Origin of the sequence: Nitrosomonas sp. JL21, from assembly GCF_009833095.1 — a bacterium.
In the GTDB taxonomy this organism is placed as follows: Bacteria; Pseudomonadota; Gammaproteobacteria; order Burkholderiales; family Nitrosomonadaceae; genus Nitrosomonas.
Genome location: NZ_QRCB01000053.1, coordinates 45,312 through 71,264, shown reverse-complemented (window position 1 = coordinate 71,264; position 25,953 = coordinate 45,312). Strand labels below are relative to the sequence as shown.

The following is a 25,953-nucleotide window of genomic DNA, read 5'->3' as shown; positions in this document are numbered from 1 at the left end:
CCTTGATTCTTCAAGGGATAAAGAAGGAATGAAACAAGGTGCATTACAGAAAATTTTTCTTTAGAAAAAATTTTTATCTAGACGCTTTTTTTTACTTTTTATAATGCAATATAAATTTCTTATACTACATATTTTCGTATTATGCTCAATAAACCTTCCGCGGTAAATGGTTTTGTCAAATAATCATTTGATCCTGCTATTCTTCCTTTCGCTTTGTCAAAAATCCCGTCTTTGCTCGACAACATAATCACTGGAGTGGATTGATACGCAGGATTTCTTTTAATCAGCATGCATGCCTGATAGCCATCCAAACGTGGCATGACAATGTCCATAAAAATGATATTCGGTTGATTATCTACGATTTTAGAAATCGCATCGAACCCATCTTCTGCCAGAATAACGTCATACCCCGATGACTTCAGGAAAATTTCCGCGCTCTTCCGGATGGTACTACTGTCATCGATAATCATAACCTTAACATTTTGTAACTTATTAACATCGTTCACAGTAATTCTCCGATTTTTTATAAATCATATTCTGAGCACGAATATCCATTATTCAAAAGCTTCGGCAGCAAGTAAATTGTTAACTTACTTTCTCCAAAAAGCGGGGGTAAATATCACCAACACAGTAAAAAATTCCAATCGGCCCAATAGCATTGCAAAACTGCACATCCATGTCTGAAAGTCATTTAACAAAGCATAGGTATTGGAAGGCCCAATCTCACCAAGACCGGGGCCTAAATTATTAATGCATGCGATTGCGGCTGAAAAGGCTGTGATCACATTTAATCCACTTAACGTAAGTCCAAGTGCGACTAACGCAATACTCACCGAGTAAACAAACAAAAATACAAGAACTGCCAGAATAACTCGATTGGCAACAACATTCTTGCCCACTTTGGCGGGAATGATTGCACTTGGATGCATCATAATAATCATTTCTCGATAAACTTGCTGATACAGGATGCGCGCACGAATCATTTTAATACCGCCACCCGTAGAACCTGAAGAAGTACAAAATCCCGACAAAAATAACATCCACAATGGCACAAAAACCGGCCACACGCTATAATCGGTATTACTATATCCCGTGGTCGTCGCTACAGAAACGATATTGAAAACTGCATACCGCAATGCCGTTAATGGATCAGAATATACCTCAGCAAACCACAAATAGAATGCTAATCCCACGCAACTGATCAATAAAATAACGAGATACCAACCCACCTCAGAATCATAGCGATAAAAGCTAAGGCTTTTCGCCCGCCAAGCCAAGAAATGGGTGGCAAAGTTTATTCCAGCAATTAACATAAATACAACCGCAACCGATTCGATGAGCGGTGAATCCCAATACCCATAACTGGCATCATGAGACGAAAAACCACCCAATCCCAGTGTCGTAAAGGCATGCATTATTGCGTCAAACCAACTCATACCGGCCCATCTGTATGCAATAGCGCACAGTAATGTCAAACTGGCATAGATAGACCACAATCCTTTGGCAGTCTCCGCGATGCGAGGAGTAAGCTTAGTTTCTTTCATTGGCCCAGGAATTTCAGCATTCAATAACTGCCGGCCACCTACCCCCAGTAATGGCAAAATCGCTACTGCCAAGACGATCAGCCCCATGCCACCCAGCCAGATGATTTCTCCACGCCAAAGATTGATAGAAGGCGGCAACGCATCCAAACCGGATAATACTGTGCCTCCGGTAGCGGTCAATCCCGACACAGCTTCAAAATAAGCCATGCTGACGTTCAGTTCGGGTAGATAAAACAACAAAGGCAGCATAGCAAAAATAGGCAATACTGACCAAACCATCACCACCAGTAAGAAACCATCTTTCGTTTGCAATTCACGTTTGTAACGCAATGTCATCAACCACACGATGAATCCACAGCATATCGTAATCACGATAGATTCTTCAAATACGACTTTTGCTCCATCATCATTCCACTCTGCTAGACCCAACGGAATGATCATGGTAAGGCCGAATATCAGAATCATCTTCCCGAGTACATTGAGAACCGCAAAAAGTCGATTCATTCTTCCTCTTGCTTACAAAAAACCGACATTAACTTGAAACAGCTTCTCCACTTCCCGGATCATTTTTCTGTTGATGACAAATAAAATGACATGATCCTCTTGCTCGATGATGCTATCGTGATGGGCAATGATTACGCGTACACGGCTCTTTGGCTCCAGCTTTTCTTGCTCCGCTATCAAATTCTCCCCGACGATTCCTTTTGATCTCGGCAGCCCCCGAACAATGGCTCCAATCGTCGCTCCTTTGGGCAAATTGATATTTTCAATCTTCCGTCCCACGACGTTGGACGACCGAGCATCGCCATGGGCGACCAATTCCAACGCTTCCGCCGCGCCGCGTCGCAAACTATGGACAGCCGCGACATCGCCATGCCGGACATATGCCAGCAAAGACCCAATAGTGACCTGCGCCGGTGAAATGGCGATATCGATACCGCCACTTTGCACCAAATCAACATACGCTCGGCGATTAATCAATGAGATGACTTTGTGCGCACCCATTCGCTTTGCCAACAACGCTGACATGACATTGTTCTCGTCATCATTCGTCAATGCGCAAAACATATCCATATCGGCGATATTTTCGCTCTCAAGCAATGTCTCATCGGTGGCATCGCCATTCAACACCAAAGCATCGTTCAATTCTGCAGCCAAACGTTCACAGGCTTGATAATTATGCTCAATGATCCTCACCTGATAGTCTTTTTCCAGAGTTTGGCCCAGGCGCTTACCTATCCTCCCACCTCCCGCAATCATGACGTGCTTGACAGGTTTATCCATGCCGCGTAACTCTCGCATGACGGTACGAATATCTTCCGTAGCAGCAATGAAAAAAACTTCATCTTCAGCTTCGATAATCGTGTTGCCTTCAGGAATGATGGGGCGGTCTTTGCGAAAGATAGCAGCAACCCGCGTATCGACATTGGGTACATGTTTACGCAATTCTTGCAACTGCTGACCCACCAGTGCGCCACCTTTTAATGCCCGCACCGCAACCAGACTGACTTTTCCGGATGCGAAATCAAGCACCTGGAGCGCCTCTGGAAATTCGATTAATTTCTCGATATATCCCGTCAGAATCTGTTCGGGACTGATCGCAAAATCGACACAAAAATTCGTATCTGAAAAAATTTCCGGATGCTTCAAATATTCGGTTGATCGAATTCGTGCAATTTTTGTGGGAGTATTAAACAGCGTGGCAGCAAGCTTGCAGGCTACCAAATTGGTTTCATCGGATTCGGTCACCGCCAGAACCATATCCGCATCATGAGCACCGGCGTTGACCAGTACCGATGGGTGTGCAGCATTGCCTACAACAGTACGTAAATCGAAACGATCCTGTAATAACACCAGCCGTTTAGGATCAGTATCAACCATGGTGATATCGTTGGCCTCACTGACCAGACTCTCGGCCACTGACGAGCCCACTTGCCCTGCGCCAAGAATGATTATTTTCAATTAAATGCTTACCCTGCTTTGAAATTACGCCGTTGGCACACTTATTTCGCTCACCGGTTTTCCCTCACCCAGTCACGCCATTGGGCAAACAATTCAGGATCCAGTGCCGCAATCACCGAACGCTGCCACGGCGAACCCTCCCAATAATCATCATATTCAAAACCGCACATATTTCCACCCGCCTCTTCAAGAATCAGTGAACCGGCGGCATAGTCCCAAGGTTTCTGGCCTCCATGCAAATACAAATCAAAATATCCCGCGGCGGTATAGCACCACTCAAGCGCACATGCTCCATAATTGCGCTGCGATGCATACGGCGGATACGCCGCAACTTTAGCCGCCAGCGCGCGATCGAGCCGCTTCAGATCAACATTGGCTGTGGCGCTTTTTAGTACAGGCACATATTTCTTGATCGGCAATGCCGTGCCATTTAAGTAAGCACCGCCTCCCTTGGTCGCATAAAACATCTCTTTGGTAACTGGGTTATGAATCACCCCCACCACACCCTTGCCTTGCTGCATAAATGCCACCGAAATTGCGAAATAAGGGAGACCATTAAAAAAATTCGAAGTGCCATCGATCGGGTCGACACTCCATAATCCTTCCTTACCTTCTTCCCATTGTTTTTGCTGTTCCGATTCAGACATTTCTTCGCCCATGGCTGGAGCCGGGCGAATTTTCTGCAGCGCTTCGAGCAGAGCAATTTGAGCAGCAATATCAGCTTCAGTAAAAAAACTGCCATCCGACTTCATCTGCCGGCCCACCTGCAGGTAACGCGGCATGATCACTTTCTGCGCAACATCGCTGACAACTTCAATAATTTTTTCCAGCACTTATTCTGCCCGCCATTTGATCGAACAGCCGATACTCGGAATTTGATCTTCTGGGCCGCGACCTGTCTTGGCCACTTGCACCATGGCTTCGAACAAGTCGCGGCGCACATCTGCAGGCGCGGCTTCCTTACGTGACGCATCTAGGCGTCCACGATACTGCAATTCCAATTTGTGGTTAAAACCAAAAAAATCCGGCGTGCAGACTGCGCCGTATCGTTTGGCTATTTCCTGGGTTTCATCCCATACATATGGAAAAGGATAATTAAGCTGCTTGGCTATTAGCGCCATATTGTCAAAGGAGTCTTCTGGATAATCTGCCGGATCATTGGACATGATAGCGACGGCATTGATGCCATACGGCTTCAGTTCGTTGACATCACGAATGATGCGATCCTGGACTGCTTTCACATACGGACAGTGATTGCAAATAAACATGACCAACAAACCATGCTCCCCTTTTACCGAGGACAGGTTATAGCGCCTCCCATCCACGCCCGGCAAATCGAAATCAACTGCCTTCCAACCGAAATCACATACTGGTGTTTCCAAACTTGCCATACCGTTTCTCCTAAAATCGATGATATTCTTGAGCATTGATTCCGCATCAATCGCTGCAATTAAATGCGCGCGATCCTCAGGAAGAATTCCAAAGGTTGCAAGCAGCACTCAGGCGGCGAAATCGGGTAAAACATATACGATCCGTAAATGCGTATTTTAAGCCTAATTTTTACGCAACCTTACGCTCGATCCGCTCGAGCGCAGCTATTCTCAGAACTCCCATCAGGCGATGTCAAGCTCACATATCGTGCTATATTATCATGAGTCCATTTTCTGAGATTGTTACTTATCACACTCTATTAGATCCCATTATGCACGCTCGCTTTTATCACCCGGCGGAAATGAGTATGGGGCAAGTACTCGAACTCTCTCATGAAAACAAGCATCATGCCACACGGGTGCTGCGCCTAAAAAAAGGCAATCCAGTCACTTTATTCAACGGAAGAGGGGGAGAATTTTTCGGACATATTGATCACATCACCAAATCCAGCACGACCGTGCGCATTGAGAGTTATCACAACAAGGAATGCGAATCTCCACTACATATCGAACTTGCCCAAGCGATCTGTGTAAATGAAAAAATGGATTGGATCATACAAAAAGCAGTGGAACTCGGCGTTACATGCATACAACCCGTGATGACCACACGCAGCATCGTCCATTTATCGGATGAACGATCTTCCAAACGCTTGCAGCACTGGCATAAAATTGTCATTGCCTCTTGTGAGCAATGCGGCAGGAACCGCTTGCCAGACATGAAGTCTTTGATCACGCTACCCCAATGGTTAAGTCACAAAAAAACGAACTGCTCATCCAATGATTTGCATTTAATGCTTTCCCCGATCACCACACAAAGCTTACGAAACATTGCTGCACCATCGTTAAATACAAACGTGGCGCTGGTCATTGGACCCGAAGGCGGATTTACTGAAGATGAGGAAGCCGCTATTTCACAGGCTGGCTTTTTACCGATACGCCTCGGGCAGCGCATCTTGCGGACCGAAACCGCTGCCTTGGCTGCCATCGCAGCATTGCAGGCTTTGTGGGGTGATTATGCTGGCTCATAAAAAATCATTCATCACTGACAACCATGAATACATCGAGTGAATTTGTCTCTTGGTTTCGTTCTGTGGCGCCTTACGTCAATGCCTTCAGAAACAAGACATTCGTTATCGGCTTCAGCGGTGAAATGGTCACTGAAGAAACATTTGTCAATTTCATTCACGACGTCAATCTGCTTGCCAGTCTCGGTGTCCGGTTGACACTCGTGCATGGCGCCCGACCCCAAATTCAGCTACGCCTCGATGAATCACAACAGGATACATTGTCAGTCATGGGTATGCGCGTTACCGATCCGGCTGCGCTGCAATGTGTGAAAGAATCCGTAGGGCGTGTACATCATGAAATTGCCGCACTGTTGTCGATGGGTCTGCCGAATTCTCCGATGGCGAATGCATCCATTCGCGTAGCAAGCGGCAATTTTGTCACTGCTTGCCCATACGGCGTCATTCAAGGCGTCGATCTGATGCACACCGGCAAAGTGCGTAAAATCAATGCGGCTGCCATTCATTCCCGCCTGGAACAAGGTGAGGTTGTATTAATCTCGCCACTGGGCTATTCGCCGACCGGCGAAATCTTCAATCTCACGATGGAAAATGTGGCCACTGAAGTTGCAATCGCGCTTCATGCTGAAAAGCTGATCTTCTTACTGGATGCAATCGATACTCAAGTATTCCCTGAGGATCAATCGAATCACTTGCCCCGCGAACTCACCGTTGCTGATACTCGATTACTGCTTGCCAATGCCGCATCAGCAACTGCATATGTTATGCCAGACAGTACGCAGTTAGCGATGCAATGTGCGATCAAAGCCTGCGGAATGCACGTCGCCCGCACTCATCTCATCAGTCGCCATAACGATGGCGCCATCCTGCAAGAGCTTTTCACCCATCATGGCATTGGCTGCATGATCTCGCAGGAACCGCTCCGATCACTCCGGAATGCTCGGATCGACGATGTTGGCGGTATTTTGCAACTCATTGAACCGCTTGAAGCAGAAGGAATCCTCGTCAGACGCGGCCGTGAATTACTGGAAATTGAAATCGACCGCTTTACCGTTTTTGAGCACGATGGCGTCATTTTAGGATGTGCAGCGTTATATCCCTTTCCGGAGGAGCAAGCGTGCGAGCTCGCGTGTCTGGCAATTCATCCCCGTTATCGTGATCAAGGCCACGGCAATCGCTTGCTCCAGCACATCGAGAACAAAGCCATCAATCAAGGCATTCATAAATTATTCGTGCTGACCACGCATGCTACCCATTGGTTCATCGAACATGGTTTCAAAACGGCCACGCCGACAGAATTACCTAAAACCAAACAAAACCTTTATAACTATCAGCGCCGCTCCAAAGTATTAATCAAGCACTTATCTGCGCAAAGCTGAGTAACAGTTTACTGATCGTACCGAACATTTCATAATGTAAGTCTTTTCTGATTGATCTGGAGCATATCGATGACACGAATGGTGAAATGCATCAAACTCGGACGAGAAGCTGAAGGGCTCGATTTTCAAACCTACCCCGGCGAACTCGGTAAACGAATTTTTGACAATGTATCCAAAGAAGCCTGGGGGCAGTGGCTCAAGCTCCAAACCATGTTGGTGAACGAAAACCGTCTGAATCTATCAGATGCCAAATCGCGCAAGTACTTGGCCGAGCAGCTAGAAGCGCATTTTTTTGGTTCAGGTGCAGAGCAACCCATCGGCTATGTTCCTCCCAAGAAATCCGCGTAATCTTGATTGCATGTAATCAGTTTCGCATAACCTAAGCCCTGAAGTGCCGATACTGCCGAAGGTTTAGCGTGTGAAATTGAGTTTGATGGATATTTCCTAAGAACGAACTCGGAAGAAGACCTCAGGCGATGAAGGATGATGATTAGACATGGCGAAATCAGGTAACAAGCGTGGTTTACAAATGCGCAATAAACATCGTGAGCGAGATTCCGCCGTTACCTTATTTCCCACACATACTCGAGTGCAGTAGTTTTTCAGCTTCCTTACCGATGATATTCACCCGATCGTTCGGGTTGATAGATGACTTCTTCGATGCAGACATTCAGTAATCCACCGTCCGGCTTGGGCCACTCGATGTGATCGCCCTGCGAAAGTCCAAGCAGCGCGCTGCCGACCGGCGTTAGAATGGAAATCTTTCCATTGGCAGCATTCGAGTCCTTCGGATATACCAGCGTCAGCGAGAATTCATCAGATAAAGACTCAACTTTGAATCTCACCGTTGAATTCATGGTCACCACCGTCGCAGGAATGTCTCGAGGATCTACCACATCAGCACGAGCAAGCTCCTCTTCCAGATCCTTTTTACCCGGAAAAATTTCATCCGTCAGAGAATCCATCAGATTTTCAAGCCGTTCCGCGTCAAGTGAAGAAAGCACAATTTTAGGTTTCATAATAACTCTCCTTATAAAACTGAGTAGGGTCTGAAAAATTTACCGAGCGATGATCAGCACTGTTGTTTTTCAGAGTTACCTTGAAGGAAGCGAATTCAGATTTTTCTGAGTAACCTCCACTATGTTCGATGACAAAAAATGAAAGGCCATTCACTTAGTGAATGGCCTATTGCAACTCATCGTTTAACCCACTAAATTGAGCAAAATGATGATAAGGTACTTTCAGAATCCTCTGGCTGAACCATTGATTAACGAATTAGACTCTCTCATCAACTAGAGGTTCTTGACGATGAATGTTGATCTTACTTCACGACCGCGTTCAATTCACCTTTGGCATAGCGATTCGCCATGTCTTCCAGTGAAACTGGTTTGATTTTCCCCGCTTGACCGGCACAACCAAAAGCTTCAAAACGTGCTTTACAAATTTCTTTGGCAGCAGCAGTGGCTTCCTTCAGGAATTTGCGCGGGTCAAAATTACTCTTGTCGGTTTCCAGACTACGGCGAATCGCGCCCGTCATAGCCAAACGGATATCGGTGTCAATATTGACTTTTCGGACTCCATATTTGATGCCTTCTTGGATTTCCTCAACCGGTACACCATAGGTTTCTTTGATATCACCGCCGTATTTGCGGATGATATCCAGCCATTCTTGCGGCACAGAACTGGAACCATGCATGACCAAGTGAGTATTGGGAATACGCGCATGGATTTCCTTGATACGCTGAATAGCCAAAATGTCGCCGGTAGGTTTACGGGTAAATTTGTAAGCACCATGAGAAGTTCCAATCGCAATCGCGAGAGCGTCGACACCGGTTTTACGCACGAAATCGGCGGCTTCTTCCGGATCGGTCAGCAGTTGATCGTGCGATAATTTACCTTCCGCGCCATGACCGTCCTCAGCTTCACCCATACCTGACTCCAGCGAGCCCAGGCAACCCAACTCCCCTTCGACTGATACCCCGACGGAATGTGCAGTATTGACCACATCAGCCGTAACATCGACATTATATTGATAAGTTGATGGCGTCTTCGCATCCGCCTGTAACGATCCATCCATCATGACACTCGAGAAACCACTGCGAATCGCATTGACACATACCGACGGCGAAGCACCGTGATCTTGATGCATCACGATCGGTATATGAGGATAGGCTTCGACGGCTGCAGCGATGAGATGGCGCAAGAAAGCTTCACCGGCATATTTTCTAGCACCGGCTGAGCCTTGCATAATGACCGGGCTATTACACTCATCAGCTGCCTGCATGATCGCCTGGATCTGCTCCAGATTATTGACATTAAAAGCAGGCAGGCCATAGCCATTTTCCGCTGCATGATCCAGTAGTTGTCTTAATGATACAAGTGCCATTGATATCTCCTTAAAAAATTATCTCAAAAATAATACCGTTTAAATATAACCTATTCACCGAATAAACCATGTTGAGCGCTTTTGCCGAGACCAGTACGGGGCAGAGTGCCCCTCTGCAACGCTTGTCTAGGTAGCTTCAATCCCTTGCCTGACTTTTCCTTCGCCTACTCGGATGATTTTCATTGTATTGGTGCCGCCTGATTTACCCACCGGTTCCCCGATTGTCATCACCATGATATCACCATTCCGCACGACCCCACGGTTCAGCAATTCTTCTTCTGCAAGATTAAGGATAATTTCTGGATCGCTCAATCCTTCACCGAATTCCACCGGGTAAACGCCCCTGAACAAGGTAACCCGCCTGCGCGTTTCTTCATTAGGGCTCAATGCAAAAATGGGTACTTTGGAACTTCGTCGTGACATCAGTAGAGCCGTTATGCCGCTTTGCGTCAGAGCCGCTATCGCACGTATCTGCAATCCGCTGGCAGTGAACATGGTTGCTCGGGCAATGGCTTCTTCGATGGTAACTTGCGTCAGCGTTATGTTGCGGCGATCATGACTGACCAAATACTCCTTTTCAGCCTCCAGACATACTCTCGCCATGGCTTCGACAGCCTCTACCGGATATTCACCGGCGGCCGATTCTGCTGACAACATGACGGCATCCGTGCCATCAAGCACGGCATTTGCTACGTCCGACACTTCGGCACGTGTTGGAATCGGATTGGTAATCATGGATTCCATCATCTGCGTAGCCGTAACCACCAATTTATTGTTTGTCCTGGCTGAACGGATCATTCTTTTCTGCAAGGCCGGAACGGCGGCATCCCCAACTTCAACGGCCAAATCACCGCGCGCTACCATAATGGCATCCGAGGCTTCCAGGATATCATCAAGCGCAAGTATGGCTTCCGATCGCTCGATCTTGGCCATGATCATACCTTTTCCACCCGCCTCTTGCATCAGCGCCCGCGCCTGGCGAATATCGTCACCGGAGCGCACGAACGATACCGCTAGATAATCAGCCCCCAATTCGGCAGCCGTCTTGATATCTTCCAGGTCTTTGCTGGTAAGCGCTGGAGCACCCAGCCCGCCGCCTTTGCGATTGATACCTTTATTATTCGACAGTATCCCGCCTTGCTCGACAATGCAAAAAACCTGATGATCGCGGACAGCAGACACGCTGAGAACGATCCGGCCGTCATCCAGCATTAGGATTGCGCCTGACTCCAGATCATCGGGTAATTCCTTATAGTCCAGTCCGACTCTTTCTTGATTACCTAATTCGCAGTAAGAATCCAGAATGAACTGATCGCCCACCTCGAGCCTGATCTTGCCATGCTCGAACCTCCCCACGCGAATCTTGGGCCCCTGTAAATCAGCCAAAACCCCTACCGTTCGACCGGCGGTTTTTGCCAATGCACGTGTCAGCTCCGCAAATTCAATATGCTGTTCGCGCGTGCCATGAGAAAAATTGATCCGAACAACATCCACCCCTGCCAGGATCATACGCTCCAGTATTTTTGGGTTATTGCAGGCTGGACCCAATGTTGCAACTATTTTTGTTCTTCGAATCATTCTGCTGGTTGCTGATTATTTGGCACGTGTTTCGAGGATCTCTACCGCTGGTAATTTCTTACCTTCCAAGAATTCAAGAAACGCTCCACCGGCGGTTGAAATGTAAGACACTTTGTCATAAATATCATATTTTTGAATTGCGGCAATAGTGTCGCCGCCGCCTGCCAATGTGAAAGCGCTAGTCTCTGCGATCGCGCGAGCAATTTTCTCGGTACCGGCACCAAATTGATCGAATTCAAAAACACCGACCGGGCCATTCCAGACGACTGTACCTGCACGCATGATGATATCCACCAACTCTTGCGCACTTTTGGGTCCAATATCAAAAATCATGTCATCATCGGCTACACTACTCGCGTCTTTCAATACTGCCGGCTCATTGGCATCAAATTTCTTACCGACCACGACATCGACCGCAATCGGAATGGATGCATTACGCTTTGCCATTTTATCCATTAGAACTTTAGCTGTCGGCACCAGATCGTCCTCACACAGGGATTTTCCGACATTCTTACCGGTAGCTTTGAGGAAGGTATTGGCAATACCGCCGCCCACCACCAATTGATCAACTTTTTCCGATAACGATTCGAGCACCGTCAATTTAGTCGACACTTTCGAACCACCAACGATGGCTACCATTGGTCGCGCGGGATTCAACAACGCTTTGGTCAATGCATCCAATTCTTCTGTCAATAAAATACCCGCACATGCCACCGGTGCATACTTGGCAATCCCATACGTCGATGCTTCCGCCCGATGCGCGGTGCCGAAGGCATCCATCACGAACACATCACATAATTTGGCATATTTCTGCGCGGTTTCTTCCGCATTCTTTTTTTCGCCTTTATTGATCCGGCAGTTCTCAAGTACCACCAACTCTCCGTCGGCCACTTCAAAACCGCCATCCATCCAGTCGCGAATCAAGCGCACTGGTTTATTCAGGCGACTGGCAATATTATCCGCCACCGGCTTGAGTGAATTTTCCTCAGTCCATTGTCCTTCTTCGGGGCGACCCAAATGAGACGTCACCATGACTTTCGCACCTTGCTTGAGGCAATGATTGATCGTCGCCATCGAAGCGGTAATCCGAGCATCCGATGTGACTTTTCCATCTTTGACAGGCACATTCAGATCAGCACGGATAAATACGCGTTTTCCCTTGAGATCAAGGTCAACCAGTTTAATAACAGACACGATAAGCTCCAGAATTGTCTTAAGAAAATATAAAGGATAGCAAACGCTACCCTTTATGTCTGAATTAATTGAACATTACATCCAGATGACGACGACCTTCAGGATTCATGATTGGCTCCTGACAGCGTCTTCCTGGAGATCACATCATTTGGCGACAGTGCGAGCCATTTCCAATACTTTGGTGGAATAGCCCCATTCATTGTCATACCACGCGACAACCTTGACAAAGCTTTTATCCAATGCCATGCCTGCTTCGGCATCAAAAATCGACGTGCAGCTTTCACCACGGAAATCGGTGGATACCACTTTTTGGTCGGTATACCCCAACACACCCTTCATGGAACCTTGAGAAGCTTCCTTCATCGCTTGGCAAATTTCATCATAAGAAGCTTCTTTTTCCAACTCACAAGTCAAATCCACCACCGACACATCGGAGGTTGGTACACGGAAGGCCATACCGGTCAGCTTCTTGTTCAATTCAGGAATCACGACACCAACGGCTTTAGCTGCACCCGTTGACGATGGGATGATGTTTTCCAGAATACCCCGGCCACCGCGCCAATCTTTATTTGAAGGACCATCTACGGTTTTTTGCGTAGCAGTTGCTGCGTGAACGGTAGTCATCAGACCGCGTTTGATTCCCCATTTATCGTTCAATACCTTGGCAATCGGCGCCAGACAATTGGTGGTACAGGAAGCGTTGGAAATAATGCTTTCGCCTTTGTAGGATTTGTCATTCACGCCGTACACGAACATCGGCGTATCATCTTTTGAAGGGGCCGACATGATGACTTTTTTTGCACCCGCCGCCAGATGCTTTTCACAAGTTTCTTTGGTCAGAAACAAGCCGGTCGATTCGATGACAACTTCAGCGCCCACTTCTTTCCATTTCAATTCAGCAGGATCCTTGATCGCAGTCAAGCGAATTCTTTTACCATTGACGACCAGCGTATCGCCATCGATAGACACATCACCCTGGAAGCGACCATGAACAGAGTCATGCTTCAGCATATATGCGAGATAATCCGGTTCCAGCAAATCATTGATCGCAACGATCTCGATATCCGGAAAATTCTGAACTGCTGAGCGAAACACCATACGGCCAATACGACCAAACCCATTAATACCTACCTTAATTGCCATTCTAAAACTCCTTAAAATAAGAAACTTAATTTTTCGAGTGATGAAACATCACCCGATAATTTATTCATTCATTGATTCAGAGAATACTTTTCGTCGTTTTGACCACGTTTTCCACAGTAAAGCCAAAATGCTTGAATAATGCATCCGCAGGCGCCGATTCTCCAAAGGTATCCATCCCTACCACGGCCCCATCCAGACCTACATACTTGCGCCAGAAATCCGTTACGCCGGCTTCGATCGCCACCCGTTTGATGCCTTTAGGCAGAACGTTGTCCTTGTAAGTTGAATCTTGACGATCGAACACATTCGTACAAGGCATGGAAACGACGCGCACATGAATTCCTTCATCCGCCAATGCTTTTTGCGCATTCATGGCCAAACCGACTTCCGAACCTGTGGCAATCAGAATGGCTTGTGCTTTACCATTGGTCGCTTCAGACAATACATATCCGCCTTTTCTGATCAATTGAATGGTTGCGGCATCCCGTTGTTGGAACGGCAGATTCTGACGGCTGAAAATCAAGGTTGAAGGACCGTCCTGGCGCTCAATAGCACACGTCCAAGATACAGTCGATTCAACCGTATCGCAGGGGCGCCACACATCCATATTAGGGATAAAACGCAGCGTCGCCGTTTGCTCGACAGGCTGATGCGTTGGCCCATCCTCACCCAGGCCGATCGAATCATGCGTAAAAACAAATATATTGCGGATCTTCATCAATGCTGCCATGCGCAGAGCATTACGAGCATATTCCGAGAACATCAGGAACGTAGCGCCGTAGGGAATCAAGCCGCCGTGCAATGACAAGCCATTCATGATTGCGCTCATACCGAATTCACGCACACCGTAATAGACATAATTGCCACCGTTTTTCTGATCTATCCCTTTGGAGCCCGACCACAGCGTCAGATTGGATCCGGCCAGATCGGCGGATCCCCCGATCAGTTCCGGTAATATCGGCGCCAAACCTTCGATCGCGTTTTGAGATGCTTTTCGACTCGCGATCGTTTCCGCTTTGGCATTGACTTGATTGATCACGCTTTCGGCATGGCTGCGCCAATTGGCGGGCAGGTCACTCGACATGCGGCGATTAAACTCAGCAGCCTCAGACGGATATTTTTCTGCATATTCGGCAAACTTGACATTCCACTCGGCTTCGAACTGTTGGCCCTTTGCACGCGCATCCCAAGCACTATAGACATCCTGTGGAATCTCAAAAGGGGCATGATGCCAACCGATGTGCGGACGGGTAGCCGCAATCTCGGCATCTCCCAATGCTGCGCCATGCACCGAATGGGTGTTGGCCATATTGGGTGAACCCAAGCCGATCACTGTTTTACAACAGATCATCGAAGGCTTGTCACTGACTTTCTTAGCTGCTTCGATCGCCGCTTCGATGGCTACCGGATCGTGACCGTTCACGTTCGGTACGACATGCCAGCCATAGGCTTCAAACCGTTTCGGCGTATCATCGGTAAACCAGCCTTCGACATGTCCATCGATGGAAATTCCATTATCATCATAGAAGCAAATCAGTTTACCCAACCCGAGTGTTCCCGCCAGAGAACAGGCCTCATGAGAAATGCCTTCCATCAGACAACCATCACCAAGGAAAACATAGGTGTGATGATCGACGATATTGTAACCCGGACGATTGAACTCAGCGGCCAGAACTTTCTCCGCCAACGCCATGCCGACTGCATTGGTAATCCCTTGTCCCAATGGCCCTGTTGTAGTTTCTACCCCGGGCGTATAGCCGTATTCGGGATGTCCGGGTGTTTTGGAATGGAATTGCCGAAAGCGTTTAATTTCTTCCATCGGCAAATCATAACCGGTCAAATGCAGCAAGGCGTAAATTAACATGGAACCATGTCCGTTCGACAGTACGAAGCGATCGCGATCCACCCACTTTGGATTGGCAGGATTATGACGCAGATGATGCATCCACAGCACTTCGGCGATCTCGGCCATGCCCATTGGCATGCCGGGATGACCCGAATTGGCTTTTTGCACGGCGTCCATTGCCAATGCACGAATCGCACTGGTCAAATCCTTAAACACCGGCGCGTCAAAATCCTTAAATGTACCCATCAATACTAACTCCCTTAAATTTTCAACAAACAGAAATAAAAAAGCCTGCTGCGTGCATAATGCTATGCATACGTGACAAAGTTGGCATTATCTCTTAAGATGGGTAAGACGACAACTAGAGACCCTCATTTTGCGCATAAAAACCAATTCAGTAGCAGCAAAACTTTCTTACAACGTTAATTTCCTCTCAGCTTGATTCCCAGCAATTTTATCTTGCGGTAAAGATGTGTCCGCTCCAATCCAGCGCGATCTGCAACACGGGTCATATTGCCATTTTCCTGGTCAATCAATCGTTCAAAATAGGTTTTCTCAAATAAATCACGCGCCTCGCGCAACGACAAATCCAGCGGAATTTCCGGAGAAACTGACGTCGACGCTGACTCAGGAAAAACCATCGCCTGCTGAACCGCCTCAACCGAAATTTCCTCGCTGGTACAGGTCAATGCCAACGAATGAATCACGCCTGTCAATTGAGTCAAGTTGCCCGGCCAGTCATAGTTCCTCAGGCAGTTGAGCGCCGCAGTACTAAATTGCAAGGCTGACGCAGCCTCGCCCGATTCCACGAAACGCGACAGAATCTGGTTGGCCAATTCCGGAATATCCTCTCGATGCGCTCTGAGGGGAGGAATACCAATACTCAAATTGCTGAGCACCTCGAACAGCTTGGGGTGATAATTGCCTTGCGCTGTCAATTCCGCGAGGGGTTGCGAGGTTGCACACACCAGCCGCACATTGTATTTATCCAATTTACTCAATAACAGCAACAACCCTTTTTGCGCCAACTTGTTGATCTCGCCGATATCCTTGAGAAACAACAAACCATCCCGCGCCAGTTCCAGTAAATCCAGAGGTGATTCAGCCAATGATCCGAGAGTTTCCGGCTCCACCCAAGGGGTATTAGGCCGGTGCATGAAGCGTGCGCATATTTCTGCACCAACGCCGGGTTCACCCATCAGCAACAACGGTGTTTTCAAATTGGCGACCTGCTCCAGCTTTTTCCTCAAATCTGCAATGAGCGCCCCTTTGCCCATGCTGCCCAACGATAACGCAAGCTGCTGCTTGTTTTGCCCGCCGCGCAGTGCTTTACTGACCGTACTCAGTAATTTCTGCAGCGGGATAGGTTTTTCCAAATAGCCGAATGCGCCGATTCGCGTCGCCTCGACTGCGGTGTCGATGGTGCCATGGCCCGACATCATGATCACCGGCATCGTCAGCATTCCGTTGCTGGCCCAGTCCTTGAGCAACGTAATACCATCGGTGTCAGGCATCCAGATATCCAGCAACACCAGATCCGGGCGCGTTTGATTGCGCCATACGCGAGCTTGTTCTGCATTCTCTGCCAATGCCACCCGATATCCTTCATCACGCAAAATTTCAGACAGCAATTCGCGTATACCAATTTCATCATCAACAACAAGGATTGTATTGTTTGTTATCATTTAAAATTCTCTCCGCTGCCGAAATCTATTCAGCTTAATTACAAAAAAACTGTCACTGTTTGTTATGAATGATCGCTGACTCGCTTGAGCGCTATTACTCTGATGATTCGTATTGGTCGAAACAAATGTTGTTTTTCAATAACTCTGAAGAACTACTGCACCCAATCATTCGGCGTTTAAATCAAATTCAGAATGCACATTTACTTTCTGTAAGCTGTGCTTTTCATCTCATTTCCAATTGCTTTGATCGTCGCTCGCTGCTTTTTCAGAGCTATCATTTGTTCTTTTACATCCGACGCTTCAGCCTGAATCAATCAACCGACCTTAGCAGATACGCTCTTCTCCACTGTCGGTAGAATAATTGAAATTTGGGCCCCATGCGGTTTAATATTTTCAATGTGAATCAAACCGACATGCTCCTCTATTATTTTCTTAACGATGGGCAACCCGAGGCCGGTTCCCTTCTTCTTCGTTGTCACGTAAGGTTCGAAAACCCGCGCTCTGACCTCATCAGGAAAACCGCAGCCGTTGTCGCGCACGCTTAATTGCACCCCACCATGCACTTTTTCAGTGCTTATTTCGATCACCGGCTCGGAGATATCGCTCAATGCATCCTGGGCATTTTGCAGTAAATTATGCAGTACCTGGCGCAACTGGGCAGAGTCTCCTCTGATTGCCGGCAGATCTGCTGCGAGTACTTGGTTGATTTTGATATGCCTGCCATTTTCAGCGGTCATATTGGCAGTTTCATACAATGATAATACTTCCCGCACCAATCGGTTGAAATCAAGCTGCCGTAATTCTAATTCAGGAACTCGCGCATATTGATTAAATTCATTGACCATCTTCTTTAAAGCTTCGACCTGATTGACGATCGTTTCTGTCGATCGCCGCAGTATGCGGGCATCTTCTTCATCCAGTTTGTGTATCAACTTATGCTGCACGCGCTCAGCGGAAAGTTGGATGGGCGTCAAGGGATTCTTGATCTCATGCGCCAGTCGGCGCGCCACTTCCCCCCAAGCCACCGCACGCTGCACTTGCAATAAACTGGTGATGTCGTCAAAAACAACCACTCCTCCGCCACCCGATATCTTGGGTAAACGCGTACCTCGTAACAACAATACTTGATTCTGGCCATCCTGCGTACGTGTCAATTGCCGCTGCCAGACACCTACTGCTTCGGCGTTAAATCCCTCTCTGATCTCAGCAACTAATTTACTCAACTGCGGCTCATTATCGACGCAACCCTCGATAATTGAACCATCCAAGCTGATCAACGGAACTTGGAGAATCTGTTCCGCACTTCGGTTTGCTTTTGACAAAATCAATTGCTCATCGAATACCAGCACACCCGATGAAAGATTTGCCAGAATGCTCTCCAGATGCGCGCGCGCGCTCTCCACTTCCTGTTGATTATGCTGTGCCGTCGCCTGCGCTTCCTCAAGTTGTTGCGTCATCAGATTAAACGATTCGGTCAACACGCCCAACTCGTCCCTGCTTTGCACCAAATGACGCCGGCTATAATCTCCCTGAGCAATGGCACGGGTACCCTCTGCCAGCATGCCTAAGGGGGCGCTTAATCGTTCACTCAATAATGACGCTGTCGCTAGCGCAGAAAATAATGACAACAGTAGTGCCAGCGTCAAGGTCACGCTGTACAACCGCGTAAGCCCTTGGCGTGACAAGGACAACTCCTGATAATCCTGATATCCGGCCTGGACGCGCTCGGCATCTTTGGCCAATTGCGCGGGAACGGGCTGCAATAACTGGAGCGCCTGAATATCCTCTTTTAGATTCAGCACATTCACCGGCGCAACTACTCGTAAATACATTCCCTTATCAGAAACAGATTCCACCACACCGTAGGGTTTCTGAATCCTGATATGCCGCATCACCATGGCACTTGGCACTCCCGGGAATAGTGCTGCATCGCTTTCACTTGAAAATACAATGACTTTACCTTCCTGGTTGAACAATGTCGCTTCTTCAATCTGAGATTGCAATAGCAATTCATTCAATACCAGCAATGGCGGAGTAGAAGATTCCGACAACGTCAATGCAGCCGCCTGCGCTTTCTTCTGCAATTCTGACAACAAATTTTCCAGCATGGTTTGACCCAGGCTAATCCCGCCTTCCAGCGCACGATCTACCTTAACATCAAACCAGGATTCAATGCTTTTCTCCAGAAACTGAACAGACACCGCATACACCAGCGCACCTGGAAGTATCGCCATCAATGAAAAAACCAGCATTAGCCGTAAGGCCAGTCGCGACCCGAACACACCTGATTTCAATCGCCGCCGGAATCGCCACAACAAGAATCCCACGATAATCATGAGAAAAGCGACGAAAACGATATTGATACCTAGCAGCAAGCGATATTTTCGTTCAAAAAACTCTGTGTTCGCTCCTGCCGTGGCCAGCAAGAACAACATAACCGCTCCAATGCCTGCAGCAATGATGAGCACATATTTCATCAGCGGCCTTTCAGATGAAACGGTTGCTCCGGAAGGGGCAATTTCATGCGCCACTCCAATCGATCCGAGCTCAAATTCCATTCGTTGGAACCCAGCGCCTCGACCTGAAAAGGCTTCGGCATACGTGTCAGATCAAGCCAAATCCGCAACGATGCAATGTATTCGATATCCTGCTTCAGATCTGATTTGACCGTTAAAGAATATTTGCGCAGCTGGCCCAGCGCCTGAAGCGCCTCTCTGAGCGTATTGAAGCTTTGTGAAAATTCCGGGAAATTCAAATGATACTGACGCGTAAGCGCATAATATCTTAGCCCAATCCTGGACTTGCCACGCACCACTTCATCATTCAACCAGTACCATCTCGAATCGACCAGACTGAATTTGGTAACGAAGTACAGTACGATACCTTTTTCCAGCGCTTGCTCCAAGGTCGCGTTGAGTACAATTTCTGAATCGACACTCATTTCATAGTGTCGATCAACCGCTGCCAAGCTGAAAGATTTAATCTGTATTCCTTCCGCCTGCGCCATCGCACTGAGCAATAACAAGACCAGCAATAACACGAATGATTGGATGTTAAGCCATCCCTCGCACCACCTACTTGGGCTATTTTTTTTGCAACAAGGTATAAAAGAAACCGTCATGGTGATTAGTGGGTAACAATTGTCCATCGATCAACGCTGCTTCAGAAAGGGACAATGGATACGCATCGGAATGATTTTCAAGGAACCTCTCTATCTGCACAGTGTTTTCTTCAGCAAAGATCGAGCAGGTCACATACAGCAACTTACCATTCTTGTTCAAAATTTTCCACAATGCGTTCAAAATTGCTTGTTGATGTGTTGCAAACTTAACCAAGTCCGTGTCACGCCGCAACCATTTGATATCAGGATGCCGGCACACTACGCCGGAAGCAGAACAAGGCACATCCGCGAGAATCCGGTCATATGATTGACCATCCCACCATTGCTCGGGCTGCGATGCATCCGCGCATACCAGACGCTCTACATCCATATTCAAACGTTGCAAATTCTGCGCAATCTGAGCAAGCCTGATTGGATCGCTATCCAAGGACGTCAAGGATACATCAGCCAATTCCAGTAAATGGGTGCTTTTTCCTCCGGGTGCTGCGCAGGCATCCAACACACGCATACCATTTCGCACGTCCAGAAAAGGGGCTGCAAGCTGAGCTCCAGCATCCTGAACAGTTACCAAACCGGCGTGGAAGCCTGGCAAATCGTCCACGCTCACTGGCTGAATGAGGCGGAGCGCGCCATTCCATAAACGTTCAGCCTGTAACCCGTTCTCCGCTAGTAACTGATCATAATCCTCGACGCTGATTTTTCGTTGATTGATCCGCAAGGTCATTGGCGGCCGTTTGTTGCCGGATTCGAGTATCGATTGATAATGATGGGGATACTGCAACCGCACCCGATCAATCCACCACGACGGATATGAATACCGCCCGGTCTCATGCTCGGCAGCTTGCTCCAAGCAATGCTCACGCTGCCGGATAAAATTCCGCAATACCGCATTGATCAACCCTTGGATTCCGTGCCCCTTCGTCAGCGAGCGTGACGCTGAAACGGCCTGATCCACGACGGTATGCGGCCGTGCCCTGCTGTATTGCAGTTGATACAGGCCAACCAATAACAAATAATGCACACATCGTTGATCCAACGCTTTTCTCAGCAGACCACCCAATATGGCATCAAGTTGCCCGTAAAACCGTAATACACCATAACTGATATCTTGAATCGCACCCCTTTGCTGTTGGGATAATTGCACATCGGTGCGCCAAAGATCTTGCAGCACTGCCGTCAAGCTTGCGCCGGCCATTACTTTACTGATGACGGACACTGCAGCAAGCTGCGTCTTAATCATGCACTGAAACTGAATTGCCGAGCATGCAGAAACGATCGCCCGGACGAATCGGATAACCTGCCAGAAATTCATTCATCGGCAACTTCTTACCACCTGCCTTTTGCATCCTTTTGATCCGCAATCCGCCGGAACCACAGGCCACGGTAATGCTTTCCCGGTCAACAGCAATAACTTCTCCTGGTCGCTCGGATATTTCCCCAACCACGACTTCCGCCTGCCAGACTTTTAGAATCTTCTGATGAAAATGAGTATATGCACCTGCATTGGGATTAAACGCTCTCACCAAGCGTTCCAATTGTTCTGCACTTTGTTGCCAATCAATTTCCGCCTCATTTTTTTTGATCTTAGCCGCATAACTGGCCTGCGCTTCGTCTTGCCGGGTAGCGATGAGTTTTCCCTGTTGCAAGAGCGCCAGAGCTTCCACGATACTGTGCGCACCGAGCACACTCAGCCGGTCATGCAACAATTGCGCCGTATCATCCGGAATGATTGCCAAAGTATGCTTGAGCAAGATGGCACCGGTATCGAGACCTGCATCCATCTGCATGATGGTAATTCCGGTTTCATGATCACCCGCCAGAATGGCACGCTGAATCGGCGCTGCACCACGCCAGCGCGGCAATAATGACGCATGGATATTCAAACATCCTTGCGAGGGAATATTTAGAACCGCTTCGGGCAATAATAATCCATAAGCCGCAACAACCATGACATCGGCCTTCAACGCCCGCAACTGCGATTGCAGCGCCGCATCCTTGAGCGTTTGCGGTTGCAACAAAGAAAGCTCATGCTGTTGAGCAACTTGCTTTACGGCGCTCGCAACGGTTTTCATTCCTCTCCCGGCAGGGCGATCGGGTTGAGTCAACACCAGGGCAATATCATATTGCGCCTCGAGCAGTGCTTCTAATGCAACAGCGGCGAAGACCGGAGTTCCCGCAAATATGATTCTCATCTCAGGCATACCGACTGATCGATTGATTCCGATCGCATTGCTCCTTTTCCATACTCGAACACATTACATGACGCTACGCTGTTTTTTCTTCAATCGCGCTAATGTTCGTGCTTGCCTGAGCCGTGACCAATATTCCACGAATACTTTTCCCATCAAATGATCCATTTCATGCTGGATACATACCGCCAACAACCCATCGGACTCCAGCACATACGATTCTCCTTGCGCATTCAATGCTTTCACAGTCACTGATTCAGCCCGCTGCACTTTTCCGTAAATACCCGGAACCGACAAGCAACCTTCTTCATAATCCGATATACCGCTGCTCGCAATGATTTCTGGATTGATCAATACCAATAACTGATCATGGGTTTCAGAGGTATCAATGACGATGATCCGTTCATGAAAATCCACCTGAGTAGCTGCCAATCCAATCCCTGGAGCAGCATACATGGTCTCAGCCATATCCTCGATTAACGAACGGATCCGATCAGTGATGTGAGCAACCGGAGCAGCTACCGTATGCAGCCTTTCATCAGGGTATTGTAATATTTTTAGGATAGCCATGAAAAAAATGTAAAGTTTTATCAACAAAATATTCGGTTAGACCGTATCATTGCCAATCATTCAATATGTTCTGTTATATTTTGCCAACGTTTGCCAGCGGAGTTATTGATGCGAAAACCAATTATAGCTGTGATTTTGTTCCTGAGCCTGCTTTCCGTTACGCCAGTCAAAGCTGAGAACACGCTATTGCGCAGCGATTCGCCCGATCGCTATGTGGTCGTTCCCGGGGATACCTTATGGAGCATTGCATCCCGGTTTCTCAGAGACCCATGGCGCTGGCCGGAGGTCTGGGGATTCAACCGGCAACAGGTAAAGAATCCTCACAAGATTTACCCCGGCGATATCATCGTGCTCGACAGATCAATGCAAGGCATTCGTTTGCGTATCGCAGATGAAGACGCAGGAGGCATCAAAACCGTCAAACTTTCTCCTCGAGTTCGCTCGGAACAATTCGTCACTGCTGCCATCCCGAGTATCCCGGCCGCGACGATCGAGCCGTTTCTGAGCCAACCGCTCGTCATTGAAAATGATCAGCTTACGAATGCGCCATATATACTGGGTCCCGGGGAAGGCCGGGTTGCTCTCAGCACCAGCGACATCGGCTACGTCAGCGGACTGCCCAAGGATCAGGGAAGTGCATGGCAAATCTTCCGGCCCGGAAAAGCGCTGAAAGATCCCGATCAGAAAGACCTGATTCTCGGATATGAAGCGATATATCTGGGAAATGCCAGAGCCGATGTATTCGCTGACGTGAGCACTGTCACTATCACTCGCATTAAAGAAGAAATTCTCAAAGGCGACCGCCTGGTACCCTCTCCCGATATCATCTTCAATAATTATGCTCCCCATGCGCCGGAATCTCAGATCAATGGACGGATCATCTCGGTCTATGGCGGTGTCACGGAAGTTGGCAAAGGCGCCATCGTCACGCTGAACAAAGGTGAGAAAGATGGTCTGGAGATGGGCCATGTGCTAGCAATTTATCGAAAAAGCCAGGCAAAATCGCTCAAGGGAGATATCGTGCAATTGCCGGATGAGCGCACTGGCTTGGTCTTCGTATTCCGTGTCTTCGATAGAATCTCGTATGCACTAGTGGTACAGAGTATGTATCCGGGCAGGGTATTGGATGCTGTCAAAACTCCCTAAACGACCCTGCTGTTTATGAAACATACACCTGATATCGTGTCATGGTTGACTCTTAACCTGATCGAGGGAGTAGGTGGAGAATCCATTCGCCGGCTTTTAGTCGCCTTTGGAAATCCCGCGGCGGTACTTTCTGCGCAGACCGGTGCACTCGAGCGCATCGTAAAGCCGTCGATTGCCAAGCGCGTCAGGCAGGGAGCTGCTGCCGACAGAATCGATCAAGCGCTGAAATGGCTCGAAGACCCCGTCAATGCGGTGATCACCTTCGCTGATGCCGACTATCCGCTCCAATTGCTTCATATTGTCGACCCGCCTCCGCTGCTCTATTTCAAGGGCCGGCGCGAATTATTGCGCCATCCCGCTCTGGCAGTGGTGGGCAGCCGCAATGCGACGCCGCAGGGTTTAGCCAATGCCGAAGCTTTCTCTGAAGCCGCTAGCAATGCCGGGCTATGCATCATCAGCGGAATGGCTCTAGGCATCGATACCGCTGCCCATGAAGGCGGTCTGCGCGGTTTTGCGGCGAGTATCGCGGTGGTCGGAACGGGTCTGGATATCGTATATCCCGCAAAAAATCACCCATTGGCGCATCAACTTGCCAAACACGGCGCGCTAATATCCGAATTTTCTTTGGGCACGCCGGCCATTGGCAGAAATTTTCCCCGCCGTAACCGCATCATTAGCGGCATGAGCCAAGGATGCCTGGTGGTGGAAGCGGCTCTACGGAGTGGTTCGCTGATCACTGCGCGCCAGGCATTGGAGCAGGGACGTGAAGTCATGGCGATTCCTGGATCCATTCATTCGCCTTTATCCAAAGGGTGTCATGCATTGATCAAAGAAGGCGCGAAACTGGTGGAAAATACTCAGGATATCCTGGATGAATTGAATCACCTTTCGCTGGAAATTGAAACCCGAGATGAACACATACATAAAATCGATGCTGATGAGCGATCCGTTGAAAACGCGGTATTACTCAAACACCTCGGTTATGATGCCGTTGATATTAATACCTTGTGTAACCGGAGTGGCTTGACGTCCGAAGTAGTATCAGCCATGCTATTAACACTTGAGCTCAATGGTCAGGTCAGTTCTTTACCTGGAGGGTGGTATCAACGGATTCAGCCTAATCTAACCAAAACAAATTGAGAATGACTGATGCCATGCAAATGCTCATAACCTAATACATAAATATAATTATCATGTTCGACATACTCGTTTATTTATTCGAAAATTATTTCGATTCAGGAAGCTACCCGGACTCCGCCACGCTCACCCGCAAACTCGCCATGGCGGGATTTGCTGATGAAGATATTACCGAAACGCTGGACTGGCTCTCTGAATTAGCGCAGCACGATATCGGCAATTACCCAGCCAGTTTCGCGAAGAATGATTCGTTTCGTTGCTATTCGGATTATGAAATGGAAAGAATTGACACTGAAGGCCGAGGATTCATCTGTTTTCTGGAGCAAGCCAGCATTATCAATCCGCTGCAACGAGAATTGCTGATAGATCGCGTCCTGGCTATGGATGAGAGTTCATCGAGCCTTGAAAAAATCAAGCTGATCGTGTTGACAGAGCTATGGATTCAGAATCAGCTCACCGATGATGCCATTCTCGAGAAATTGCTCATTGTCAGCGACTCACATTATCGACACTAATAAATTTACTTGCTTTATGCAGCGTGAATGCACGTATCGCACTCTTCATGCTTGTCGTTCAAACTCATGACTCGGATTCGGCGCGCATGATCATGCTCAGCAA

The 25,953-nt window shown here is 48.1% G+C and carries 23 protein-coding genes; 6 read left to right on the top strand and 17 right to left on the bottom strand.

Annotation, left to right across the window (positions count from 1 at the left end; translation table 11 throughout):
• Window positions 1–119: 119 nt before the first annotated feature.
• From ABF87_RS13705 to ABF87_RS13685, 5 genes are all read right to left on the bottom strand, one after another.
• Window positions 120–470, bottom strand: coding sequence for a response regulator (locus ABF87_RS13705; RefSeq protein WP_160829683.1), 351 nt, complete (start codon window positions 468–470; stop codon window positions 120–122).
• A gap of 120 nt (window positions 471–590) precedes the next feature.
• Window positions 591–2,048 carry a potassium transporter TrkG gene (locus ABF87_RS13700; protein WP_160829674.1) on the bottom strand — a complete coding sequence of 486 codons (1,458 nt, stop codon included), beginning with the start codon at window positions 2,046–2,048 and terminating at the stop codon, window positions 591–593.
• 12 nt (window positions 2,049–2,060) lie between these two features.
• Window positions 2,061–3,506, bottom strand: coding sequence for a Trk system potassium transporter TrkA (trkA, locus tag ABF87_RS13695; RefSeq protein ID WP_160829673.1), 1,446 nt, complete (start codon window positions 3,504–3,506; stop codon window positions 2,061–2,063).
• A 50-nt stretch (window positions 3,507–3,556) separates the two neighbouring features.
• Window positions 3,557–4,339, bottom strand: a complete 783-nt coding sequence (locus ABF87_RS13690) for an inositol monophosphatase (protein WP_160829672.1) — start codon at window positions 4,337–4,339, stop codon at window positions 3,557–3,559.
• Window positions 4,340–4,897: a thioredoxin family protein gene (locus ABF87_RS13685; protein WP_160829671.1), complete on the bottom strand. Its 558-nt coding sequence runs from the start codon at window positions 4,895–4,897 to the stop codon at window positions 4,340–4,342.
• A 260-nt stretch (window positions 4,898–5,157) separates the two neighbouring features.
• Between ABF87_RS13685 and ABF87_RS13680 the strand changes: the two genes are divergently transcribed.
• The 3 genes from ABF87_RS13680 (at window position 5,158) to ABF87_RS13670 (ending at window position 7,688) form a co-directional block, all read left to right on the top strand.
• A complete protein-coding gene (locus ABF87_RS13680; RefSeq protein WP_345789921.1) occupies window positions 5,158–5,964 on the top strand; it encodes a 16S rRNA (uracil(1498)-N(3))-methyltransferase in 807 nt (268 codons plus the stop codon).
• 23 nt (window positions 5,965–5,987) lie between these two features.
• Complete coding sequence (gene argA, locus ABF87_RS13675; RefSeq protein ID WP_160829669.1) at window positions 5,988–7,340, top strand: amino-acid N-acetyltransferase; 1,353 nt, start codon at window positions 5,988–5,990, stop codon at window positions 7,338–7,340.
• A 69-nt stretch (window positions 7,341–7,409) separates the two neighbouring features.
• Window positions 7,410–7,688, top strand: coding sequence for an oxidative damage protection protein (locus tag ABF87_RS13670; protein WP_160829668.1), 279 nt, complete (start codon window positions 7,410–7,412; stop codon window positions 7,686–7,688).
• A 263-nt stretch (window positions 7,689–7,951) separates the two neighbouring features.
• Here the strand turns inward: ABF87_RS13670 and rnk are convergent, their stop codons facing one another.
• The 12 genes from rnk to def all read right to left on the bottom strand — a co-directional run bounded on the left by rnk (window position 7,952) and on the right by def (window position 23,052).
• Entirely contained in the window at window positions 7,952–8,359 is a 408-nt protein-coding gene (gene rnk / locus ABF87_RS13665) for a nucleoside diphosphate kinase regulator (RefSeq protein ID WP_164503246.1), read from the bottom strand.
• Window positions 8,360–8,661: 302 nt separating this feature from the next.
• On the bottom strand, window positions 8,662–9,726 hold the full coding sequence (gene fba, locus ABF87_RS13660; protein WP_160829667.1) for a class II fructose-bisphosphate aldolase: 1,065 nt from the start codon (window positions 9,724–9,726) through the stop codon (window positions 8,662–8,664).
• Window positions 9,727–9,852: 126 nt separating this feature from the next.
• Window positions 9,853–11,304 (bottom strand): pyruvate kinase, encoded by a 1,452-nt coding sequence (gene pyk, locus ABF87_RS13655; protein WP_160829666.1) that lies wholly within the window; start codon window positions 11,302–11,304, stop codon window positions 9,853–9,855.
• Between the two features lie 15 nt (window positions 11,305–11,319).
• Window positions 11,320–12,498, bottom strand: coding sequence for a phosphoglycerate kinase (locus ABF87_RS13650; protein WP_160829665.1), 1,179 nt, complete (start codon window positions 12,496–12,498; stop codon window positions 11,320–11,322).
• Window positions 12,499–12,642: 144 nt separating this feature from the next.
• A complete protein-coding gene (gap, locus tag ABF87_RS13645) occupies window positions 12,643–13,641 on the bottom strand; it encodes a type I glyceraldehyde-3-phosphate dehydrogenase (RefSeq protein WP_160829664.1) in 999 nt (332 codons plus the stop codon).
• Between the two features lie 76 nt (window positions 13,642–13,717).
• The gene (gene tkt, locus ABF87_RS13640; RefSeq protein ID WP_160829663.1) at window positions 13,718–15,733 is read right to left on the bottom strand and encodes a transketolase; all 2,016 of its coding nucleotides are present in this window, start codon (window positions 15,731–15,733) and stop codon (window positions 13,718–13,720) included.
• A 176-nt stretch (window positions 15,734–15,909) separates the two neighbouring features.
• Window positions 15,910–17,172 (bottom strand): sigma-54 dependent transcriptional regulator, encoded by a 1,263-nt coding sequence (locus tag ABF87_RS13635; RefSeq protein ID WP_160829662.1) that lies wholly within the window; start codon window positions 17,170–17,172, stop codon window positions 15,910–15,912.
• Window positions 17,173–17,486: 314 nt separating this feature from the next.
• Entirely contained in the window at window positions 17,487–19,649 is a 2,163-nt protein-coding gene (locus tag ABF87_RS13630; protein ID WP_160829681.1) for an ATP-binding protein, read from the bottom strand.
• A complete protein-coding gene (locus tag ABF87_RS13625) occupies window positions 19,649–20,212 on the bottom strand; it encodes a DUF4390 domain-containing protein (RefSeq protein ID WP_345789920.1) in 564 nt (187 codons plus the stop codon). Before ABF87_RS13625 ends, ABF87_RS13630 begins: the two co-directional genes overlap by 1 nt.
• Window positions 20,213–20,255: 43 nt before the next feature.
• The gene (gene rsmB / locus ABF87_RS13620) at window positions 20,256–21,533 is read right to left on the bottom strand and encodes a 16S rRNA (cytosine(967)-C(5))-methyltransferase RsmB (RefSeq protein ID WP_160829660.1); all 1,278 of its coding nucleotides are present in this window, start codon (window positions 21,531–21,533) and stop codon (window positions 20,256–20,258) included.
• Entirely contained in the window at window positions 21,526–22,485 is a 960-nt protein-coding gene (fmt, locus tag ABF87_RS13615) for a methionyl-tRNA formyltransferase (protein ID WP_160829680.1), read from the bottom strand. Before fmt ends, rsmB begins: the two co-directional genes overlap by 8 nt.
• Before the next feature lie 63 nt (window positions 22,486–22,548).
• Complete coding sequence (gene def, locus ABF87_RS13610; protein WP_160829659.1) at window positions 22,549–23,052, bottom strand: peptide deformylase; 504 nt, start codon at window positions 23,050–23,052, stop codon at window positions 22,549–22,551.
• Between the two features lie 108 nt (window positions 23,053–23,160).
• Here def and ABF87_RS13605 point away from each other — a divergent pair, with 108 nt between their 5' ends.
• From ABF87_RS13605 to ABF87_RS13595, 3 genes are read left to right on the top strand one after another with little or no spacing between them, the layout of a single operon-like run.
• Window positions 23,161–24,198 (top strand): LysM domain-containing protein, encoded by a 1,038-nt coding sequence (locus ABF87_RS13605; RefSeq protein WP_160829658.1) that lies wholly within the window; start codon window positions 23,161–23,163, stop codon window positions 24,196–24,198.
• A 15-nt stretch (window positions 24,199–24,213) separates the two neighbouring features.
• The gene (gene dprA / locus ABF87_RS13600; RefSeq protein WP_160829657.1) at window positions 24,214–25,338 is read left to right on the top strand and encodes a DNA-processing protein DprA; all 1,125 of its coding nucleotides are present in this window, start codon (window positions 24,214–24,216) and stop codon (window positions 25,336–25,338) included.
• 53 nt (window positions 25,339–25,391) lie between these two features.
• Window positions 25,392–25,850 (top strand): DUF494 domain-containing protein, encoded by a 459-nt coding sequence (locus tag ABF87_RS13595; protein WP_160829656.1) that lies wholly within the window; start codon window positions 25,392–25,394, stop codon window positions 25,848–25,850.
• The last annotated feature ends 103 nt before the right edge of the window (window positions 25,851–25,953 follow it).

Coding starts and splice junctions, on each gene's coding strand:
- def (WP_160829659.1), bottom strand. CDS start 23,052: ATGGCTATCCTAAAAATATTACAATACCCTGATGAAAGGCTGCATACG.
- rsmB (WP_160829660.1), bottom strand. CDS start 21,533: ATGATTAAGACGCAGCTTGCTGCAGTGTCCGTCATCAGTAAAGTAATG.
- ABF87_RS13635 (WP_160829662.1), bottom strand. CDS start 17,172: ATGATAACAAACAATACAATCCTTGTTGTTGATGATGAAATTGGTATA.
- fmt (WP_160829680.1), bottom strand. CDS start 22,485: ATGAGAATCATATTTGCGGGAACTCCGGTCTTCGCCGCTGTTGCATTA.
- ABF87_RS13700 (WP_160829674.1), bottom strand. CDS start 2,048: ATGAATCGACTTTTTGCGGTTCTCAATGTACTCGGGAAGATGATTCTG.
- ABF87_RS13705 (WP_160829683.1), bottom strand. CDS start 470: ATGATTATCGATGACAGTAGTACCATCCGGAAGAGCGCGGAAATTTTC.
- ABF87_RS13670 (WP_160829668.1), top strand. CDS start 7,410: ATGACACGAATGGTGAAATGCATCAAACTCGGACGAGAAGCTGAAGGG.
- pyk (WP_160829666.1), bottom strand. CDS start 11,304: ATGATTCGAAGAACAAAAATAGTTGCAACATTGGGTCCAGCCTGCAAT.
- argA (WP_160829669.1), top strand. CDS start 5,988: ATGAATACATCGAGTGAATTTGTCTCTTGGTTTCGTTCTGTGGCGCCT.
- ABF87_RS13685 (WP_160829671.1), bottom strand. CDS start 4,897: ATGGCAAGTTTGGAAACACCAGTATGTGATTTCGGTTGGAAGGCAGTT.
- ABF87_RS13595 (WP_160829656.1), top strand. CDS start 25,392: ATGTTCGACATACTCGTTTATTTATTCGAAAATTATTTCGATTCAGGA.
- dprA (WP_160829657.1), top strand. CDS start 24,214: ATGAAACATACACCTGATATCGTGTCATGGTTGACTCTTAACCTGATC.
- rnk (WP_164503246.1), bottom strand. CDS start 8,359: ATGAAACCTAAAATTGTGCTTTCTTCACTTGACGCGGAACGGCTTGAA.
- ABF87_RS13680 (WP_345789921.1), top strand. CDS start 5,158: ATGAGTCCATTTTCTGAGATTGTTACTTATCACACTCTATTAGATCCC.
- fba (WP_160829667.1), bottom strand. CDS start 9,726: ATGGCACTTGTATCATTAAGACAACTACTGGATCATGCAGCGGAAAAT.
- ABF87_RS13630 (WP_160829681.1), bottom strand. CDS start 19,649: ATGAAATATGTGCTCATCATTGCTGCAGGCATTGGAGCGGTTATGTTG.
- tkt (WP_160829663.1), bottom strand. CDS start 15,733: ATGGGTACATTTAAGGATTTTGACGCGCCGGTGTTTAAGGATTTGACC.
- ABF87_RS13605 (WP_160829658.1), top strand. CDS start 23,161: ATGCGAAAACCAATTATAGCTGTGATTTTGTTCCTGAGCCTGCTTTCC.
- gap (WP_160829664.1), bottom strand. CDS start 13,641: ATGGCAATTAAGGTAGGTATTAATGGGTTTGGTCGTATTGGCCGTATG.